This is a genomic window from Coriobacteriia bacterium (assembly GCA_018368455.1).
GTDB lineage: Bacteria > Actinomycetota > Coriobacteriia > Coriobacteriales > UMGS124 > JAGZEG01.
The window spans coordinates 1-20,322 of record JAGZEG010000004.1 but is presented as its reverse complement, the minus strand read 5'-3'; the positions used below and the strand labels follow the sequence as shown (position 1 = coordinate 20,322).

Annotated in this window: 11 protein-coding genes and 3 rRNA genes; 6 read left to right on the top strand and 8 right to left on the bottom strand. The window is 64.2% G+C overall.

What is annotated here, in order from left to right; translation table 11 throughout:
• Window positions 1-7: 7 nt before the first annotated feature.
• Window positions 8-1,105: a hypothetical protein gene (locus KHZ24_03280; GenBank protein ID MBS5450218.1), complete on the bottom strand. Its 1,098-nt coding sequence runs from the start codon at window positions 1,103-1,105 to the stop codon at window positions 8-10.
• Window positions 1,106-1,685: 580 nt separating this feature from the next.
• Here KHZ24_03280 and KHZ24_03275 point away from each other — a divergent pair.
• Window positions 1,686-3,110, top strand: coding sequence for an amidophosphoribosyltransferase (locus KHZ24_03275; GenBank protein MBS5450217.1), 1,425 nt, complete (start codon window positions 1,686-1,688; stop codon window positions 3,108-3,110).
• A 94-nt stretch (window positions 3,111-3,204) separates the two neighbouring features.
• Here the strand turns inward: KHZ24_03275 and KHZ24_03270 are convergent, their stop codons facing one another.
• Window positions 3,205-4,668 (bottom strand): helix-turn-helix transcriptional regulator, encoded by a 1,464-nt coding sequence (locus KHZ24_03270; GenBank protein ID MBS5450216.1) that lies wholly within the window; start codon window positions 4,666-4,668, stop codon window positions 3,205-3,207.
• 223 nt (window positions 4,669-4,891) lie between these two features.
• Between KHZ24_03270 and KHZ24_03265 the strand changes: the two genes are divergently transcribed.
• The 4 genes from KHZ24_03265 (at window position 4,892) to KHZ24_03250 (ending at window position 10,040) form a co-directional block, all read left to right on the top strand.
• Entirely contained in the window at window positions 4,892-6,721 is a 1,830-nt protein-coding gene (locus tag KHZ24_03265; protein MBS5450215.1) for an FAD-dependent oxidoreductase, read from the top strand.
• A 535-nt stretch (window positions 6,722-7,256) separates the two neighbouring features.
• A complete protein-coding gene (locus KHZ24_03260; protein ID MBS5450214.1) occupies window positions 7,257-8,450 on the top strand; it encodes an ABC transporter substrate-binding protein in 1,194 nt (397 codons plus the stop codon).
• A gap of 116 nt (window positions 8,451-8,566) precedes the next feature.
• Window positions 8,567-9,466: a DUF364 domain-containing protein gene (locus KHZ24_03255; GenBank protein MBS5450213.1), complete on the top strand. Its 900-nt coding sequence runs from the start codon at window positions 8,567-8,569 to the stop codon at window positions 9,464-9,466.
• A 148-nt stretch (window positions 9,467-9,614) separates the two neighbouring features.
• Window positions 9,615-10,040 (top strand): hypothetical protein, encoded by a 426-nt coding sequence (locus KHZ24_03250; GenBank protein MBS5450212.1) that lies wholly within the window; start codon window positions 9,615-9,617, stop codon window positions 10,038-10,040.
• A gap of 298 nt (window positions 10,041-10,338) precedes the next feature.
• Here KHZ24_03250 and KHZ24_03245 read toward each other — a convergent pair whose 3' ends face one another.
• On the bottom strand, window positions 10,339-11,046 hold the full coding sequence (locus KHZ24_03245) for a ferric reductase-like transmembrane domain-containing protein (GenBank protein MBS5450211.1): 708 nt from the start codon (window positions 11,044-11,046) through the stop codon (window positions 10,339-10,341).
• A gap of 164 nt (window positions 11,047-11,210) precedes the next feature.
• The gene (locus KHZ24_03240) at window positions 11,211-11,552 is read right to left on the bottom strand and encodes an ArsC family transcriptional regulator (protein ID MBS5450210.1); all 342 of its coding nucleotides are present in this window, start codon (window positions 11,550-11,552) and stop codon (window positions 11,211-11,213) included.
• A 165-nt stretch (window positions 11,553-11,717) separates the two neighbouring features.
• On the opposite strand from KHZ24_03240, the gene brnQ reads away from it, so the two are divergent.
• A complete protein-coding gene (gene brnQ, locus KHZ24_03235) occupies window positions 11,718-13,100 on the top strand; it encodes a branched-chain amino acid transport system II carrier protein (GenBank protein ID MBS5450209.1) in 1,383 nt (460 codons plus the stop codon).
• Window positions 13,101-13,182: 82 nt separating this feature from the next.
• Here the strand turns inward: brnQ and KHZ24_03230 are convergent, their stop codons facing one another.
• The 4 genes from KHZ24_03230 to KHZ24_03215 all read right to left on the bottom strand — a co-directional run bounded on the left by KHZ24_03230 (window position 13,183) and on the right by KHZ24_03215 (window position 20,147).
• Window positions 13,183-15,153, bottom strand: a complete 1,971-nt coding sequence (locus KHZ24_03230) for an FAD-binding protein (protein ID MBS5450208.1) — start codon at window positions 15,151-15,153, stop codon at window positions 13,183-13,185.
• A 291-nt stretch (window positions 15,154-15,444) separates the two neighbouring features.
• Window positions 15,445-15,561, bottom strand: a 5S ribosomal RNA gene (rrf, locus tag KHZ24_03225).
• A 129-nt stretch (window positions 15,562-15,690) separates the two neighbouring features.
• A 23S ribosomal RNA gene (locus tag KHZ24_03220) occupies window positions 15,691-18,504 on the bottom strand.
• Window positions 18,505-18,771: 267 nt separating this feature from the next.
• Window positions 18,772-20,147 (bottom strand): 16S ribosomal RNA (locus KHZ24_03215).
• The 16S, 23S and 5S rRNA genes sit together here, the layout of an rRNA operon.
• Window positions 20,148-20,322 lie beyond the last annotated feature (175 nt).

Here is a 20,322-nt window from a genome sequence, read left to right as displayed (position 1 = left end):
CCCACCCCTACCCGAGCGCGACGCCGCCGAGCCAGCCCCAGCGGGGCGTCACCGTGTCGCCGTAGTACGAGATCCAGCTGTCAACGTCGATGCTGCGAATGCTGCCGATGTTGTCCATGAGCGTGCCGCCGCCCACGTAGATGCCGATGTGGCCGTACACCTGGCCAGCGGCCGTGTGGCTGTGCGACGAGACGGCCACGATCATGCCCGGCTGTAGCGAGCCACGATCCGAGCTGTAGCACCACGACGCATACATGTCGCACGCATCACCGTAAAAGCCGCCGATGCCCGCGTTGAGGAACACGTTCGTCACCCATGCCGCGCAGTAGCCCGCCCCCGGCGAGGGCGTCGCGTAGCACGCATTGACGACGGCGCTCGCCGAGCCCGATCCCGTGACGACGCTGCTCCCGCCGCCCGAGCCCGCCGCTGCGGCGGCTGCCGCCTCAGCGGCGGCTTGCGCCTCCGCAGCTGCCTGAGCCTGGGCGATAAGCTCCTGGTTGTACTGCTCCGTCAGCGCCTGCACTTCGGCATCAAGGCCGCTCAACAGCACGTAAGCGTCGTTCTGGCGCGCCTCCATGTCGGCGAGCTGCGCCTCCTGCTCCTGGCGCAGGCCGTCAAGCTCGGCATATTGGGCCTCGAGCGCCGCCTGCTGTTCCTCGAGCTGCCGCTTGACTTCGCGCGTCCGGTTGATGAGCTCGACCTCAGCGTCGTTAATCTTCGCAAGGTAGAAGATGTTCGTCGAAAGTTCCTCGAACGTCCTGGACGACAACAGCACGTCCAGGGCTGTGGCGTCACCGTACTTATAGCCGTTCTCAACGTAAACGGCCAGCTCGTCCTGACACGTCTGGAGCTCGCCCTGCGTGACGTCAATGTCAGCCGTCGTCTGGTCGATCTCCCCGCGCTTTACCTCGATAGCGCTGAGCGTGGCATCCAGCTCGATGCTGAGCTGTTGCTGCTGCCACGCAAGGTCGTCGATCTGGGCCTGCACCTGCGCGTAGCGTTCCTGGGCTGACGAGAGCGCTGCAGCCGTAGCCTCCTCTGCAACCGCGACGCGAGCACCCGAGTCAAGCGGCGAGACTAGCCGGTGCACGACGCCCGCCGCCACGAGGGGGGCGGCGCCAAACAGAAGAAGGGCACGCCTCCTCGACAGAGAACGTGGGGCAGCGGGTGCCTCGGCTATGGGATGAGGGGCGGATGTAAACATGGCAATCCCCCAGTACGTCGAACGGCAACAAAATGCAGCGGGCACACGGCCAGAAAACATGCAAGACAACAAGACTTTCGATTCTATCAGGCCGAAGCGCTCTCAAAAACAAAGCATCGAGTGACACATACGGTCGGCATGATCCTTATCCCAAAGTCGTTAACGACGGTTGACAGTCAACAATGTAAAACGATATGCCCCACCTCGGCGTATGAGAAAACTTTAACCGTTTAGTTCACCACTATCCTTATCTTAATGGTAATGGTGTGGCGCGCCTATCGCTCTTGTCCGTGGCCACCTGTACCCCCACCTGCGAGCCGCTATCCTGTATGCTTCGTTCAAGGCAGCGCCGTGGCGTCGCCGGCTCCTCGGCTCACGTGCCGGCGAGCCGCGCTCGCTCACCCGGCGCATCGGGAGGAGAGGCACACCCGCGAGAACCTCGGCAAAGGGGTCCGTACGGGTCGGATGAGAGGGGGCGTCTGTGGGCGGCTTCTTTGGCGTGTCATCGCGCAAGGACGTGGTGCTCGACGAGTTCTTCGGAGTTGACTACCACTCGCACCTGGGCACGCGCCGCGCGGGCATGATCGTGCTCGACCAGGCGGCCGGCTTCCAGCGTCAGATCCACTCCATCGAGAATGCGCCGTTCCGCACGCGCTTCGAGGACGATATCGCGAAGTTCCACGGCACAAGCGCCATCGGCTGCATCAGCGACAAGGATCCCCAGCCGCTGCTCATCCGCTCAAAACACGGCACGTATGCGCTCACGACCGTGGACGCCATCAACAACGCCGAGCAGCTCGTCGCGGAGTGCCTTGCGTCGGGACAGAGCCAGTTCAACGCCATGAGCTCGGGCGACGTGAACTCCACGGAGCTCATCGCCGCGCTCATCAGCCAGAAAGACGACCTCGTCGAGGGCATCAGGCACGCGCAGGACAAGATCGACGGCTCGCTCACGCTGCTCGTCATGACGCGCGACGGGGCCATCATCGCAGCGCGCGACAAGATGGGCCGCCTGCCCGTGCTCGTGGGCCGCGACGAGCAGGGCCGCTGCGTGGCGTTCGAGTCGTTCGCCTACCAGAAGCTCGGCTACACGACCGAGCGCGAGCTGGGCCCCGGCGAGATCGTGCGCATCACGCCAGACGGCTGCGAGGTGCTCTCGCCCGCACGCGACCAGATGCGCATCTGCGCCTTCCTGTGGGTGTACTACGGCTACCCCAACTCGAACTACGAGGGCGTCAACGTCGAGGTCATGCGCTATCGCAACGGCGAGATCATGGCGCGCGACGAGGCCGAGCGCGGCGTGCTGCCGCAGGTGGACTACGTCGCCGGCGTGCCCGACTCCGGCGTGCCCCACGGCATCGGCTACGCCAACGCGTGCGGAGCGCCGTTCGCCCGCCCGTTCATCAAGTACACGCCGACGTGGCCGCGCTCGTTCATGCCCGCCAACCAGGAGGTTCGCAACCACGTCGCCAAGATGAAGCAGATTCCCGTGCCCGAGCTCATCGCCGGCAAGAAGCTGCTGTTCGTCGACGACTCCATCGTGCGCGGCACGCAGCTGCGCGAGACGGTCGACTTCCTGTACGGGGCCGGCGCGGCCGAGGTCCACATGCGCTCGGCGTGCCCTCCCATCATGTTCAGCTGCAAGTACCTGAGCTTCTCGAGCGGCAAGTCCGACATGGACCTCATCGCGCGCCGGGTCGTGCAGCAGCTCGAGGGCGACGGGGGCCAGCAGCACCTCGACGAGTACGCCGACGCCCGCACGGAGCGCGGCCAGTGCCTGCTCAAGACGATCTGCGAGCAGATGGGCTTCGACTCGCTGAGCTACCAGTCGCTCGACGGCATGCTCGAGGCCATCGGCATCGACCGCGAGAGGGTCTGCACGTACTGCTGGACCGGGCGGGAGTAGGAAGTCCCCGCGCACCCAGCATATCCTCACGAAAGGAGCCGCGTTCGAGCACATCAGCTCTGGCGCGGCCCCTTTCACGTCTTGGCGCCGCCCTCTACCCGCAATGCGCCAGCGTAATGAAGTCCTGCCGGCTGTGGACATCGCACTTTCGATAGATGCGGCCAACATACGTTTTGGCCGTCGACTCGCTCACGCTCAGCTCGTCCGCGACATACGGGATGCTCCGACCCGCCAGAAGAAGGGCTGCCACCTCCGTCTCCCGCCCAGACAGGCCGTGCTCTTGCGCCAAGCGCTCCACAGCGCGCGAACCGCTCTCCGCAACGCTCCGACATCCATCCACGCCGGTATCCTCACCCGCCTCGGCGCCCCCGCGCTCCCACAGAAACGCGTTGATGACGCGATCGCGCAGCAGCCACATACCCGAAACCGCCAGAAGTGCAACGCACGCCACGCATACGATATGGAGCGTTCCAGCCGCATCGGCACCCGTCAAGACATCAGCCAGAACCATTGCTGCAACGATACTGAGCAGGTGACTGGCGCTGACAACAGCCTCTCCCAACGCGAGTACGCGCAAGGCTGGCACGTTGGCGTGACCAGAAACCGACACCATGACGAGATCGAACGCCTTGCCTGCCACAACGCATGCCGCCATCGTGAGTGCGCAAAACACAGCGTAGCCCTGAGGCATCGCATCGGACAGAATGCCGAGAAAGCCACCGATCGCAACGAGAGCTGCCCCAGAAAAGAGCACCTCGAAGCGCATCTCGTCAGCCCAGGTGAGCAGCAGCACAAGCACAAAAAGCGCGACCCACCGGCCGACGACGACAGACCACAACTCAAGACCTGCGGGCATCGATCCGAGTGCAGGCTCGACCGGAAAACCCTGCATGACATGCGAACCGAAGTACAGCAGCGCCACGCCAACCCCAACGGGAACTGCTGTCCTCCACGAAAGGCGATACTGCGCCCCATCAGCTGCGACGACCGTCTCCTCGCTGCGGCCACGAGAACGTAGCACGCGAACGTAACACAGTGCCCCAAGGACAGGCAGAACAAGACACGCAGCAAGTGCGATACCGAGCGGCACGAAAACCATCGTAGAGACGAGCGCTTTGAAGCCTGCATCCGCGATGATGACCACCCGAGCCGAGGAAAAACTCCCGCGCGACAGAAGCTCAAGCCACAGCAGGTTTGCCAGCTCGATTCCCGCCCCGGCAACACCCGCCCCGACCCACGTCAGGGCAGGCGAGCCGAGCCACCCATTTGCGGCGCATGCCAGCATCACCGTCCCCAGCTCCACGAACGCAAGCGACGCGCCCTGTAGCACGGCGCGATCGAAACGCAAAAACGTCCGTCCTCCAAGAAGGGACACCAGGGCAGCGCAAGCAAACCTTCCTGACATCCACGCCAGCAACAGCGTCAGGCCGAAATCGGCGCCTTTCGCCAGGGGATCCAGAATGGCCTGCATGTTGATAGCGAGGGCCGTCCACGCTCCCAAGCACACATATGCCAGAAGAAACGGTAGCTCGCCGGGAATCATTCGCACATCTTGCATGGCTGTCATTGGCATTCTCCCAGGTAAAGGCTGTCGAACGTTTCGTAGGACACGACAGGCCGATAGAAATGCCCGTTTCAGCGGACAGCGACGAGCCGGGATTCATCGTATCACAGAGACAGCGCCGAGCACGCCCCGCAGGGCGATCCGAGGTGCTCCGAGCACGTGTCAAACGAGGCCACCAGAAAATCGACCGGTCTCACTACCTCAAGGAGAAACAACAATGGAACTGACCCGCCGCACGCTCATCTCCGGCCTTGCCGCAACTGGCCTGGCCGCTTCCGCATTCGCCGCCCTGCCTGCGCTGGCAAGCGAGGCGGGTGCGGGCGTTCAAGTTGGCTTCGGCACCGGCATTGGCGCAAAAGGCGACGTGCCCGTAGCTGTCGTCGTCGAGAACGGAGCAATCTCTGCCATCCTGTGCGGCGACAACATCGAGTCGCGCGGCCCCGGCCAAACCGCCATCCAGCTCATGCCCGCCCGCATCGTCGAAGCACAGTCCACCAACGTCGACACCGTGTCCGGCGCCACGCTCACCTCACTCGCCATCCTGTCAGCCGTCCGCGAGGCACTCGAGGGGCTCGGGCTGGCAGACCAATTTGACGTCGAGGCCCCGACCGCTTCCGTCAAACGCGCCGACGAGGACGTCGATGTCGTCATCGTCGGCGCGGGTGGCGCCGGCATGACGTGCGCGCTCCAGCTCGTCTGCCCCGAGTTTGACGGCGTTAAGAACGACCTCAACGTGCTCGTGCTCGAGAAGCTTGACTTCGCCGGTGGCTCGACGGCGCTGGCAGGTGGCAGCACATCCGTCATCGACGGGCTGAGGGCAAGCGACGTCTCGGGCTGCCACAGCACGGCAGAGGACCTCGTCGATCTGCTGCGCGTTCGCAACTCCTGGGGCGTCAACGAGCCGCTCGCCCTGGCCATCGCCTCGAAGAGCGTCGACACCGTGCAGAAATTCGTCGAGTTCGGCGGCCCGTTCACGACGAGCACCGGCGGCGTGCAGAGCCGCTCCGGTCACAGCTACCAGACGGTCGGTGCGTCCGGCCACATCCAGCTGCGCCAGCCCGACGGCTCGACGCGTGCCCTCACAAACGAGGGCGGCCATGCGCTGGCGGACTTCCTCGAGACAAAGCTGCGCCAGCTTGGCGTCGAGATCCGCTGCGGAGCGGCCGCGACCGAGCTCGTCATGGACGGCAGCGCCGTTGCGGGCGTCCGTGTGAAGGAAGGCGACGCCTCCTACGTCGTGCACGCAAAGAAGACCGTGCTCGCCTGCGGCGGCTTCGTTCAGAACGCCGATGCGATGAAGGAGATCAACGGGGAGCTCATCCCAAGCTACATCCCCTGGTGCACCGCAGGCTCTACGGGCGATGCCTTTGCGATGACCGCCGACCTCGACATCCCACACTGCGGTGAGGGCGCCCTGCTCTACTTCGGCACGGACGCGCGCAACGGAATCTTCAGCTCGCTGAACAACGCATATCGTGGCCGGCATGCCGTCATCGTTAACGAGCTGGGCAAGCGTGTGGGCGACGAGTCGGGCGACGAGTTCGAGTTCGCATACAACATCGCACAGGCACCGAACGGCCACCTCTTCGCGATCATTGACGCCGACAGCGAGAACGCCGAAACGTTCGAGCAGTGGGTCGAGGCAGGCAACGTCAAGCGTGCCGACACGCTCGAGGAGCTTGCCGAAGTATGCGACATCGACGCCGACGCACTCGTCGCAACCGTAGAGACGTACAACGCCGACAGCGAGGCAGGCGCCGACAGCGTCTTTGGCACGCCAGCCGAGAGCATGTATCCCGTGCGCACGGCACCGTTCTACGCTGGCGAGATCGTTCCGTGCGTTATCGGCGGTCTTGTGGGTCTGCAGGTCAACGAGAGCTGCCAGCCGGTCACGTCGGCGGGTGAACCTGTCGAAAACCTCTACGCCGTGGGCGAGGTTTGCGAAGGCGGCAACATCATGTCCAAGCTGTATTCCGGCGGCTACAGCATCATGACGGCTCTCAACAGCGGCCGCATTGCCGCCGAACACATCGCGCAGAGCTTCTAGACGGACGTCGACAAGCTGCCAGCATATACAGCATAAGCAGGACCCTTTCGAGGGGCGAGGTGACGGTGAGCCGGCAGGAGCCGGGACTGCCGACCACCGCGCCCCTCGACATCCTCATGCGCTTCGTCAATCCCGACGCGATTCGCGGCCAGAAAGCGAGCTCGTGCACGCCCCCGCTGCGCCCGCAAAGGCCCATCGCCCCGCACCCGAATGCGCTACCTGGGGAAACGCTGTCGCCAGCGACGCCTCCTACAAGGGGATAGTTCACGAGCTCGATTCTTGCCCGCCAAACGACACCGGCTCGACAAAGAGAGGCCTCGGGAGCCACCGGAGTCCCTCCCGAGCCACCAGAACTTGACCGCTGCCATCAAAAGAGTTGCTACCGAGTCCGCACTGGCCCATTGGTCGCTTTTCTCCCAAAAGGTATATCTGTTCTCACAAGAAGTCGTATACTGCAGGGCGTCATGACCGGCGGCGTTCGCTCTGGGGACCGCAAACAACCGCCGGACGAGCACCTCGTCCAAGGGGGATTCGCATGCACAATCAGCACAGCCAAAACGGCCACGTCAACGCCAGCCACACGCAGCGCCACCAGCTCAGCCGGCGAAACTTCGTCGGAGGCATCGCCGCTCTCGGAGGCGCGGCCCTCGTCGTCCCCGCCCTCGCCGTGGCCGCAGACTCGACGTCCGACGCCAAGGACGCGCCCACAGGCTCGAATGCCCAAGACGGGCAGGCGGGCGGCACCCACGTCGTTAACGACCTCGCCGGCATCGACGTCGAGTTGCCGGTCGACATCAAGCACGCCGCCGTCATGGTGCACCCGAGCTTTGAGTCCGTCATCATGCTCGGCGCGTGGGACCAAGTCGCCCTCACCGGCAACAAGAACGGCCAGTCAGGCTGGTCCAAGGTCGTTTGCCCTGCGTATGCCAACGTTCCCGCCGTTGAGAATGCGCAGGAGCCCAACCTCGAAGAGCTCTCGAGCGCCGGCGTCGACGTCGTATTCTTTTGGGACTCCTATCCCGACACGATCGAAAAGATCAAGGACCTAGGCATCCCCGTCTTCACGACGCAGGTCGCCAACAGCGGCGTGCAGAACTGGGAGCAGTTCCTCACGTTCAAGAAGCACGAGATCACCGGCGTGGCCGAGGTCTTTGGCGGCGAAGCCATCGAGCGTGCCAAGCGCTGGTGCGACTGGGTGGACAAGCGCGCCGAGCTCATCACAAGCAAGACATCCAAGATCGCCAAAGAAGATCTGCCAACCGTCTACTACGTCCGCGGCCCGGAAGCCACGACGGCACACGGCGGCGTCTCCAACACGCGTTGGCTCGTAGACATGGCAGGCGGTGACCTCGTGACGAAGGATCTCGACCAGACGATGGTCGATGTCACGATGGAGCAAATCATCCAGTGGAATCCCTCCCACATTGTCATGGGGCGCGTCGACAACAAGGAGCTCGTCACCGAGGATCCTAACTTCGCGCCGATCAAGGCGGTCCAGGATGGCAACGTCTTCGTCAACCTGCACGGCCTCGGCCCGACCGACTACTGCTCCGACTGTTTCCTGCTCATGGAGCAGATCGCGAAGGATCTGCACCCCGACCTCTTTGAAGACCTGGACATGGTGGCCGAGGTCAAGGACTTCTTCCATGAGTTCTACGGCTACGATCTCACCGACGACGAGGCACAGCGCGTACTAACGTACCAGCCGCCGGCAAGCGAGAACAAATAAGCCGAGCGAGAAGGCGGGCACGGCCCACCTCATCCAAAACGCTAAAGGCCCGAGAGCGGGGCGAGGACGCGCGTAGCCGCCCCCTTGCCCCGCTCTCTCGAAAGGGGGCGCCCCCGATGTGGGAGCTATACGACGCGTTGATTGAGGCAGCACGCCGCGAAATGTCGCACGCCCCCGCCAAGGGTTCCACAGGGGAAGACAAAGCCGCAGCCATCAATCACTCGCCGACCGTGACGGCCGCTCGCATCTCCCCCATCTGGACAACCGTTCGGGCGGCGCTGGACGCGCTTTCAGAGGACGCACCTGCAGCCGGCACCATTGGACTCGCGCTCACACTCGACGAGCCCTCCGGAAGGCATCCCACCCGCTGCGGAAATCTTGCTGGCACGCCCCTAACCGAGCTCATGGCCGACGTGAAATCCTGGAACTTCGCCGACGCGTCGCTTGGCCTTGCTGCCATAAATGCCGTTGTGAACCGGCCCGAGGCATTCCCCACCACCAATGATAACCCCCGTGTCATCGTTGGCGAGCGCACCGGCATCTTTGGCGGATTCGAGCAACTGGTGCACGGCAGGCGCGTCTGCCTCGTCGGTCACGCACCCTTCGCTGAGCGCCTCGCCCACATATGCGAGCTCACCATACTCGAGCGCATACCCAGGGAGGGCGACTTGCCCGATCCCGCCTGCGAGTATGTACTACCCAGCCAGGACTTCGCATTCATCACGGCGTCAGCCCTTATCAACAAGACAATGCCTCGGCTACTCGAGCTGTCCGAACGCGCGACAACCGTCGTCTGGGGCCCGAGCTCCACGCTTAGCCCTGCCCTGCTTGCCGCCGGAGTCGACGCCATCCTCGGCAACGTCGTCACCGACGCCCAAGCCGTCGAGCGCATCACCGGTGAGGGAGGTCTCACCCGGCAGTTCTCGACCCATCTCGAGCCCGTCGCCCTCTTTGCCAGCGCAGCCCTTGCCGAACGGTACCGCGGCGCAATGGCCAACCCTCTTCCCGTTCGCTAATCTCTCGGCACAGAGCCCGCCGCATAATCGCAGCGCCTGCAGGGACGACATAATGAGCGCGATGACAGCCGTCTTCCGAGGGTGCGAGAAGCCCGCGTCGGCCACCGCCCCCGAGAAAGCAAGGAGGCCAGCCGTGTCGAGCTCCGACTTGTCAGTTTCTAACGACCGGAGTGGCGGGATCAAAGAGGCCATCGCTGCTGCCGACGAAGCCCTCGAGCGCCTTCGTGAAGCCCGTGACAAGCTGGATCGCGCCTCCAGCTGGGGCCTGGCGGACATAATGGGACTTGGCGCCATCGGCACGTTTGTGAAGCACCGCCGTATAAACGATGCTCGCGCATGTCTCGAGCGAGCACGAGAGTCCGTGCAGCGGTTCGCACGCGAGCTCTCCAGCGTTGCCGAGGTAAATCAGCTGCACATCGAGATGGGCGACTTCCTCACGCTTGCCGACTTCCTCTTCGACAACTTTGTTGTCGACATCGCCGTTCAGCAGGAAATCAACGCCGCACGCGAGAACGTCGGCACCGCAATCAACCGCGTCAGCTCCTTGCGTGCCGACCTCATCGCTTCATCGTAAGCCAGCATAGCGGGGACACCTACCCGCAAAGCATGCGACAGGTGGCTCGCTGCCGATCTCGGCGCCATCGACGGCCAGAAACCTGACTCGTGAATACCTCGCTTGCACCCTGGAGGCACGAAACCCTCGCACCCAAACGGGCCACCTGGGAAAACGTCAGCGAATTGGGTAGCCCCGCGCAAGAGGCTCGTTCACGAGTTCGATTCTCGGCCACAAAACAGCGCTCGCGCGGCAATGGCAAGAGCTGCCGAGCCTGCTTGAGCTCAGGTTCGGCAGCCACCGACTGAACCTTGTCAAATTACGCCGCCTCGCATCCCGCCACCGAGATGGCCGCGTCCTTGCGATCCTGCACAGCTCGGTAGATCCTCAGCACGATGTACCCAATGAACAGCACGGAATACACGACGACGCTTGCCTGAGCAGTCCTACCACCCAGCAGGGCCGATGGCAGCAGGATGATCATCAGGTGCACGTACACGAGCACGAAGAACGGGTAGGCCAGCATCTGCAGACGCTTCCACGACCGCGCCTTCATGCGACGCTTCACCGTGGCAAACGACGTGACGCCCAAGAGGATGAGAAGGACGAACACGATAAGGGCTACTGCGAGAGACAGGAAAATGTGCGCGTTCGCCCCCGTGAGGCCGCGCGACGCCATCGTCACGTACGGCGTGATATACATCGCCACATGCCCCAGCGATAAAATCCATGCGATGACAGAGAGCTCGCCGCGGATGGGCATCAGATAGCCGCGCGCCTTCGAACCATGCGGCAGCGCCCCGATGTACATGACGATAGCAAACAGCGCCGTCGCAAGCATGCACCTATGTATGAGAACAAGCAGCCCTTGGTGAATAAAACGCGGAATCGTCAGGTACGTGTCGGCAATAAACAGCACGACAAGAGCAACTGCAATCCCGTAGAACAGCAACGGCCATCGCTTGATCGGCTGTTTGAGTACGCAGACAAGCGCCACTGTCACCAGCAGTACCACGAGAAACGTCATGTGGACTCCCCCTCCCGCCTCTTGCAAGACCTCGGCATATTCGGATAAAAATGGTTCCGAATCAAATCATTTACACATAATTGTGCAGTATACCGAAGTCATGCGACAAAACCAGTCCTGATGCCATCGGACAGCGACGGGAGAAGCCCGGCGGGCTTATTGCCTTACTCCCACCCCTTCCAGACGTCAGGCTGATAGCCAACCGTGGCCTGACGGCCATTGCGCACGATGGGTTCACGCAGGACGTACTGATTCTCGAGCACCTTCTCCATGCGCATGGCCTCCGGGGTGTAGCGCAGCAGCGCGAGGAAGTCCTCGTCCTTTGCCTTGGGATCGATGAGGGCGTCCAGCCCGCCCGCCGCCTGGGCCACCGAGGTCAGCTCCCCCTTGCTCAGCCCCTTCTCTCGCAGGTCAATGAACTGGTATTTGATGCGACGCTCCTTGAAGTAGCGCTCCGCCTTCTTGGTGTCAAAACTTTTCTTCGTGCCGAAGATTTGAATATTCACGCTTGCCCCTTCACCATCCGTCCGCCCTGCGTGTGGCCTTTCGCCCAGCTCAGATGCGGTATCTCGTCATCGTCTTCGAAATTGTACTATCATCGCTTTTGCATGACGTTATCGAATCTCTACTCACCCCACCCCTTCGCAGCCAGCATCGACAGGGAGCTTCGTATGACCAGCACAACACCCGTTCATCAGACAGTATCGGATACCGAAACCACCCCAGCCACACGCTCCTCGCTATCCCTCGCACAGGGCCTCGTCGTCGGCATGACGCTGTTCTCGATGTTCTTCGGCGCAGGCAACCTTATCCTGCCTCCGCTGCTCGGCGCCCAAGCCGGCACCGATAGCGTCGCCGCCACGGCGGGCTTCCTCGTCGCCGGAATCGGCCTGCCCGTCATGGGCGTCATCGCGACGGCCCTTGCCGGAAATCTCACGAAGCTCGGAGGGCGCGTTCACCCAGCGTTCGCTTCCGTGTTCGTCATCCTCATCTACCTGTCCATCGGACCATGTCTCGCCATCCCCCGTACGTCGTCCACGTCGTTTGAGATGCTTGTGCCCCTACTGCCCGACCAGGCCCCGCTCGAAATCGTGCGCGCGGCGTTCTCCGTGGCATTCTTCGTTGTGGCAACCGTACTCGCCATGAAGCCGGGCAAGATCTCGCGCCTGCTCGGCCGCATCACGGGGCCGGCACTCATCATCCTGATCGTGCTCGTCGTGGGCGCAGCCCTGTTCACGCCGCGGCCCGACGCGACCCCGGCCGTCGCGCCATACGACAGCGCGGCAGGCGTGCAGGGCTTTCTGACGGGCTACCAGACGATGGACTTGCTCGCATCGCTGACATTTGGCATCGTCATCGCGCAGAACATCCGCACGATGGGCGTGACCAGCACCGGAGGCGTCACACGAGAAATCGCCAAGGCCGGCCTGTTCATGGGCGTACTCATGGCGCTCGTCTACTGCGGACTCGCGTTCGTGGGCGTCGCCATGGGGCCCGACATGCCTGGCGTCACAAACGGTGCCGCCGTGCTCACGGCATCCGCCAACGCGCACTTCGGCCTTGTCGGCACCATCATCGTTGCCGCCATATTCCTTCTGGCGTGCCTCAACGTGTGCACGGGACTCATCAGCTGCTGTGCCTCATACTTTGCCGAGACATTCTCGCGCGTGCCCTACGCCGCCTGGGCCATCGGGTTCGCGGCGTTCAGCTGCCTCGTCTCGAACCTGGGACTCGACGCAATCCTGGCGTTCTCCATGCCGCTGCTCGGCGCGCTGTATCCGCCGGCCATCGTGCTCGTGCTCATGGGCATGGCACACCGCCTGTTCGACCGATTCCGCCTGTCCTGGCCCTTGGCCGTAGGCGCTGCCACCGTCGTCAGCGTGATCAACGCCCTGCGCGACGCCTTCGCACCCGGCCTGTGGACACCGCTCGACGCGCTGCCCCTGGCCGACATCGGCATGGCGTGGGTCATCCCCACTGTCGTCTTCCTGGTGATCGGCATGCTGCTCTCGCGCGGAAAGCCCGTGTCGGCAAAGCCGGAGAGCGAGGAATAACGTCGGCACACGCAAGATACCAAAAGCGGGGCGGCCCCTTGGGAACCGCCCCGCTCTCGTACGTCACCCTTTCATCGCGTTCCTATAGCTCGGCACCCGCAGCCTTCGTGCCCGCAATCTGACCGGAAACGAACGTCCACGACTGCGCCTGGCCGCCCCAAGGCGTGTAAGGCTTGCCGTCAGCGTTGCAAGTGCCCTCAGAGTCCTGGCCGACAGCGTAGAGGTTCTCGATCGGCGTTCCATCCTCCCGCAGCACGTTCATATTCGCGTCGACGTTGAGACCACCCACCGTCGCATATGCATACCCGCAGCACGCTACTGCATAGAGCTTTACGGTCGGATCAACACCTGCATCTGTCAGCGTCGCCTCAAGCGTGGCGGCATCCATATCAAGCACGCCTGCGAGACCGGCTGCACCCTCGCCAGAGAGAACGTTCAGGTATTTCTCGCCCACAGCAAGGATGTCATCGATGTCAGAGACAGGCGTCCCCGCCGCAGGGAGCGCGCCGCCCTGGTTGATGAACATCGACGTGAGGGTCGCCTGCGTCTCGGACAGGCCCTTCTCCTTGAGCCCATCGATATCAGCCTGCGTGTATACAACATAATAGCGATAGCCAGGCGCATACACGACATCGGTTACGGCTGTTCCATCGTCGCCGGGGACGCCCCACGGCTCGCCTGCGATCGTCACCATCGGCTTCTCGGTCGTCAGAGCAAGCGCGGTGAGCACGGCCTTCTGGTCAGCCGTCAGCTCGTCGGAGCGAATGATGTTCGCAACCTGAGAGATATGGATCATCGGGAGCGCCTTCATACCAAAGAGCGCGCCACCCGCCGCGAGGCCCATCTGGATACCGGCGCCGTTGTTGAGCGTGACGCCCAGCGTATTGGTAGGAGCGCCAAGATATTCGGTCATCATGTCGGCGTTGCCTATAAAGCCGCCCGTAGCAAGTACGATATTCTTGCCATAGACCTCATACGGCGTGCCGTCATATGCCGTCGCACGCACTCCTGTAACAATACCCGCTTCATCAATGATGAGTTCCTCAGCGCGAAGCTCCGTTTGATAGGAAGAGTCAGGGCTCAGTTCGATAGCCCTATCGAGCGCACGCGTAAACTGGAACGTCTTGTTGGGGCCCAGGGCGTTCCATGACGTGTTGCCGTCATCCGCCGAGTAGACGCACCACAGCTTATCCCAGTCAGGGCGAACAAAGCTACCGAGAAGGCCGCGCCCCTCAAACTCGAAACCGAAGTTCTCATTAAAGAAGTCGAGCGAAGAACCAGACCGGTGCACAGCCTCGGAGATGACATCGGCTTTCTCATCAGACTCAACATAGGACATCCACGTGTCGTAGACATCAGCCTCATCGATGTAGTCCTTGCCCTCGGTATACAGGGCCTTGAGATACTCGCTGTTCAGCGCCATGGGCCCATAGGTGCAAGCAGAGTCGCCACCTACCTTACCAGCGGCTTCCATGCCAAAAACCTTGGCCCCGTTATATGCTGCCGCACAGAACGACAGAATGCCGGAACCTCCTAAGCCAACAACAACGACGTCATATCCGTCGAGCTTCTGGGTCGCCTTCTCCTCAGCAGGTAAATCACCGTGCCATGCCTCATTGTCCGTGCAGCCAGCAGCATCAAGAGCTTCAGCAACGCACATCATGATGGCACTTGAGGAAACAGTCGCGCCCGCAATGCCATCGATCGCAATAGACTGCTTCTCAATGATGCGGGGAATGAGCAGGTCGCGCGCAGAAGCAAACCACTCGCCGGTTGCACTATCCGTCTCAGACACGACCTGGATATCGGTCAGTTTGCCGTCCTTAAACGTAACATCGCAGACCATCGGGCCTGTCCAGCCAAAGCTCGACGCAGACGTCGTATACGTGCCGTCCTTTGGCAGAGCAGGCGAGTCATCTGAGGAAGATTTCTCTGCTGCCCTTGCGTCGCCAGAAGCAATGGAGCCCAGAGCAAGAGCACCGGCAGCAACGCCAGCAGCCTGAACAAAAGTGCGTCGCGAAACAGAGGTAAGAGAACGATCAGCGTACGACATACAAGCCCCCTTCTCATGTTGACGTGGACAGAAATGAAAAGGCAGCCCAGTCGGAAGGAGTATCAAACGCCTTTCGATGCACGGGCCAAAAAGTTCTCCATTTCTGCCTTACACGAAAGAATAACGAGAAAGGGAAGCAAAAGGCAATACGGGGCGACGCACGGCGGGGCGACCTCGCGCACAGCCCCCCGAAACGCGAGAGGGGCCCCTCGCGGGGCCCCTCCTGTGCGTCTCTGCTCTGTCGGCGCGCAGAGCGCCTCGCGCGAGCCGGCGGCGCCAGCGCCTCGCGCGAGCCGGCGGCGCCCTACCCTCCCGCGGCCCTGCGGCCGCAGTACTCTCGGCGCCCACGGGCTTAACTTCCGGGTTCGGTACGGGACCGGGTGTGCCCCCGGGGCCAGGACCGCCGGCTCGCGCGCGGCGCTCTTCGATCGCGCCCTCGGGGCCCGCTTCGGGCGCCCTGGGGGCCGCACAGCGGCGGAGGGACGTGCTTCTTCTCTTCTCTTGCGGTCTTCGGCCCGCGGCGCCTCGGCCCGCTTGGGGGCTCGGGGGCTCGGCCGGTTAGTGCGGCTCGGCTCAACCCCTCGCGGGGCTTGCACCTGCCGCCTATCGAACACGTGGTCTTCGTGTGGCCTTACCGAAGGGAGGGCCCATCTCGGGGCGGGCTTCACGCTTAGATGCCTTCAGCGCTTATCCCGACCGGACGCGGCTACCCGGCTGCGCCACTGGTTGACGACCGGTGCACCGGAGGTCCGTCCGTCCCGGTCCTCTCGTACTAGGGACAGCCCCCCTCAGCCCTCCTGCGCCCGCGGAGGATAGGGACCGAACTGTCTCACGACGTTCTGAACCCAGCTCGCGTACCGCTTTGAATGGCGAACAGCCATACCCTTGGGACCTGCTCCAGCCCCAGGATGCGATGGGCCGACATCGAGGTGCCAAACCTTCCCGTCGATGTGGACTCTTGGGGAAGATCAGCCTGTTATCCCCGGAGTACCTTTTGTCCGTTGAGCGACGGCCGTCCCACGCCGGGCCGCCGGATCACTAGAGCCTGGTTTCCCACCTGCTCGGCCCGTGTGCCTCGCAGTCAAGCCCGCTTGCGCTCTTGCACTCAAAAGGACGGTTGCCGACCGTCCCGAGCGGACCTTGCGCGCGCCTCCGTTACTCTTTGGGAGGCGACCGCCCCAGTCAAACTACCCACCTGGCACGGTCCCCCCGCCGGATCTGCGGCCGGGGGTTAGGACGCCGGGGAGGCGGGGGCGGTATTCCAAGGGCGGCTCCGCCCGGGCTGGCGCCCGGGCATCTTCGCCTCCCGCCTATCCTCTGTTGCGCCTTTCGTGCAGGTCGGAACTTACCCGACAAGGAATTTCGCTACCTTAGGACCGTTATAGTTACGGCCGCCGTTTACCGGGGCTTGGCTTCGGAGCTTCGCCTTGCGGCTGACCCCTCCGCGTGACCTTCCGGCACCGGGCAGGCGTCAGACCCTATGCGTCGCCTTTCGGCTTGAGCAGAGTCCTGTGTTTTTGGTAAACAGTCGCCTGGGCCCATCCGCTGCGGCCCCCTCGCGGGGGCGACCCTTCTCCCGAAGTTACGGGTCCATTTTGCCGAGTTCCTTGACCGCGGTTGACCCGATCGCCTCGGCATTCTCTGCCAGCCCACCTGTGTCGGTTTCGGTACGGGCGGCGGCGCGCTCGCCAGCGGCTTTTCTAGGCCGGCCTTCCGCGGGGTTCGCGCACTCGCTTCCCCCCTGGCGCGGGGCTCGCGGCGGAGTGCTTCACTTCCGCCGCCCCGCGCGTCGGGGACCGGGACGTCCAGAACCCGGACCCGCATGTCGCCGGCGTCACCGCCTCGCGTCTTTGCCGCGCGCCGCCGGTGCGGGAATGTCGACCCGCTGTCCATCGGCTGCGCCCTCAGGCCTCGCCTTAGGCCCCGACTGACCCTGGGCGGACGAGCCTTCCCCAGGAAACCTCGGGCTTCCGGCGGCTGGGATTCCCGCCCAGCTCTCGCTACTCGTGCCAGCATCCTCGCTCCCGCGCGCTCCACCGCCCCTCGCCGGGACGGCTTCGCCGCGCGCGGGACGCTCCCCTACCGCTCGCCACCTCGTGGCGAGCCCGCCGCTTCGGCGCCGTGCTTAGCCCCGTGAATTGTCGGCGCGCGCCAACTCGGCCAGTGAGCTGTTACGCACTCTTTGGACGGGTTGCTGCTTCTGAGCCAACGTCCTGGCTGTCTGCGAAGGCGCACATCCTTTGCCACTCGGCACGGACTTTGGGGCCTTGGCGGGCGGTCTGGGCTGTTTCCCTCTCGGGCGCGGAACTTAGCTCCCGCGTCCTGACTCCCGGGATGTGGCCGGCCGGCGTTCGGAGTTCGGTTCCCTTCGGCAGGCTGCGAGGCCCCCTAGGGGATCCGGTGCTCTACCGCCGGCCGGGAAGTCCCGGGGCCAGCCCTAAAGCTGTTTCGGGGAGAACGAGATATCTCCGGGCTTGATTGGCCTTTCACCCCTACCCCGGGGTCGTCCCCCGGCTTTTCAACGCCGGTGGGTTCGGCCCTCCACGGGGTCTTACCCCCGCTTCGGCCTGCCCCGGGGTGGCTCGCCCGGCTTCGCGTCCGCGGCCGGCGACTCGATGTCGCCCTGTTCGGACTCGCTTTCGCTGCGGCTCGCCTCTAGCTTGGCCTCGCCGCCGGCCGCGACTCGCTGGCTCATTCTTCAATAGGCACGCCGTCACGGCGCTACGGCCGCTCCGACTGCTTGTGGGCGCGCGGTTTCAGGCGCTGTTTCACTCCCCTCCCGGGGTGCTTTTCACCTTTCCCTCACGGTACTTGTCCGCTGTCGGTCACGGGGGAGTGCTTAGCCTTGGGGGGTGGTCCCCCCTGCTTCCCGCCGGGTTTCACGTGCCCGGCGGTACTCTGGTGGCGCGTGCCCAGGGGCGGCGCTTCGCCTACGGGGCTCTAACCCTGTGGCGCCCGGCTTCCCGGCCGGTTCGGCTCGCGCCGCCCTTTGTGACTGGGCGGGGGGCTCGCGGTCCCCCCGCACGCGCACCTCAACCCCGGCGGGGCAACGCCCGCGCGCTTGTCAGCGCCCGCCGGTTTGGGCTGGCCCCCTTTCGCTCGCCGCTACTCGGGGGGTCTCTTCTTGATTTCCTCTCCTCGGGGTACTTAGATGTTTCAGTTCCCCCGGTTGCCGAGCCCTCGGCTATGTGTTCGCCTCGGGCCGAGACGCCCTCGCGTCTCAGGTTCCCCCATTCGGAGACCCCGGGGTCGAAGGCCGTGTGCGCCTCGCCCGGGACTATCGCGGCTTGCCGCGTCCTTCATCGGCTCCCCGTGCCTAGGCATCCGCCGCGCGCCCGTGACACCCCGGCCCCCTCGGGCCGGGCGCCGCGGGCACATGATGTGCCCTGGCCGTTGAAAAAATGACCGTCGAATCTGAGAAGATCTCTTTCCCTCTCGTCGCTATGCGGCTCTCAAGGTGCCCGGGGGCGAGCCCCCAGGGCCGGGTACCGCGAGAGTCGTGGAAGGCCGGGCGGCGGACGCCCGCCGGGCGCGGCGCGGGGGGCTCCCCCGCGGCGTCGACAATTAAGCTTTGGTTCTTGGTTTCTCTTCTTCGTTCGCCCGCTGCGGGCTCCCTAGAAAGGAGGTGATCCAGCCGCACCTTCCGGTACGGCTACCTTGTTACGACTTCACCCCCCTCGCCCCCCTCACCTTCGGCGCCTCCCCCCCTTGCGGGTTGGGCCGGCGACTTCGGGTGAAGACGACTCGGGTGGTGTGACGGGCGGTGTGTACAAGGCCCGGGAACGCATTCACCGCGGCGTGCTGATCCGCGATTACTAGCAACTCCGGCTTCGCGGGGGCGGGTTGCAGCCCCCGGTCCGAACTGGGGCCGGCTTTGTGGGATTCGCTCCGCCTCGCGGCGTCGCAGCCCGCTGTGCCGGCCATTGTAGCACGTGTGCGGCCCCGGCCGTGAGGGGCATGATGACTTGACGTCGTCCCCACCCTCCTCCGGCTTGACGCCGGCGGTCCCGCGCGGGTGCCCAGCATAGCCTGATGGCAACACGCGGCGGCTTCGCGTTGCTTCGAATTAAGCCACATGCTCCGCTGCTTGTGCGGGCCCCCGTCAATTCCTTTGAGTTTTAGCCTTGCGGCCGTACTCCCCAGGCGGGGCGCTTAATGCGTTGGCTTCGGCACGGGGGGTGTTGCCCCCCACACCTAGCGCCCATCGTTTACGGCCGGGACTACCAGGGTATCTAATCCTGTTCGCTCCCCCGGCTCTCGCGCCTCAGCGTCAGTGCCCGCCCAGATGGCCGCCTTCGCCACCGGTGTTCCTCCCGATATCTGCGCATTCCACCGCTACACCGGGAGTTCCGCCATCCCCTGCGGGACTCGAGCCCGGAAGTATCGGCGGCGCCCCGGGGTTGGGCCCCGGGTTTGGACCGCCGACTTTCCGGGCCGCCTACGCGCGCTTTACGCCCAATGAATCCGGACAACGCTCGCCCCCTACGTATTACCGCGGCTGCTGGCACGTAGTTAGCCGGGGCTTCTTCTGCGGGTACAGTCAACTTCGTCCCCGCCGAAAGCGGTTTACGACCCGAGGGCCTTCGTCCCGCACGCGGCGTCGCTGCGTCAGGGTTTCCCCCATTGCGCAATATTCCCCACTGCTGCCTCCCGTAGGAGTCTGGGCCGTGTCTCAGTCCCAATGTGGCCGTCCGGCCTCTCAGCCCGGCTACCCGTTGTCGCCACGGTGGGCCGTCACCCCGCCGTCTAGCTGATGGGACGCGGGCCCATCCCCCTCCGCCTGGGCTTTCCCCGGGAGGGCATGCGCTCTCCCGGGGGCATCGGGCATTACCCCGGGTTTCCCCGGGCTATTCCCGTGAGGGGGGCAGGTCGCCCACGCGTTACTCACCCGTTCGCCGCTGATCGCAGCCCCGAGGGGCTGGTCACCGCTCGACTTGCATGTGTTAGGCGCGCCGCCAGCGTTCGTCCTGAGCCAGGATCGAACTCTCCGTTCGAGCGTCTCGCGGGGGGCCTCCCCCGCGCCGCGGCCCCGAGGGGCCTCCCGGCGGGCTTCGCAAGCAAATAAGCTAGCTTCCTTACCGTCGTCTAAATCGACCTTCTGCTCTCGCAGTATCCGGCTCTCAAGGTTCGCCGCGCCCCGCGGTGCCCGTGGGCCCCGCCGTTGCGCGA

Bases quoted from the DNA above. Each gene is read 5' to 3' on its own strand.
- brnQ (MBS5450209.1), top strand. From the start codon at position 11,718: ATGACCAGCACAACACCCGTTCATCAGACAGTATCGGATACCGAAACC.
- KHZ24_03260 (MBS5450214.1), top strand. From the start codon at position 7,257: ATGCACAATCAGCACAGCCAAAACGGCCACGTCAACGCCAGCCACACG.
- KHZ24_03245 (MBS5450211.1), bottom strand. From the start codon at position 11,046: ATGACGTTTCTCGTGGTACTGCTGGTGACAGTGGCGCTTGTCTGCGTA.
- KHZ24_03255 (MBS5450213.1), top strand. From the start codon at position 8,567: ATGTGGGAGCTATACGACGCGTTGATTGAGGCAGCACGCCGCGAAATG.
- KHZ24_03230 (MBS5450208.1), bottom strand. From the start codon at position 15,153: ATGTCGTACGCTGATCGTTCTCTTACCTCTGTTTCGCGACGCACTTTT.
- KHZ24_03270 (MBS5450216.1), bottom strand. From the start codon at position 4,668: ATGCAAGATGTGCGAATGATTCCCGGCGAGCTACCGTTTCTTCTGGCA.
- KHZ24_03265 (MBS5450215.1), top strand. From the start codon at position 4,892: ATGGAACTGACCCGCCGCACGCTCATCTCCGGCCTTGCCGCAACTGGC.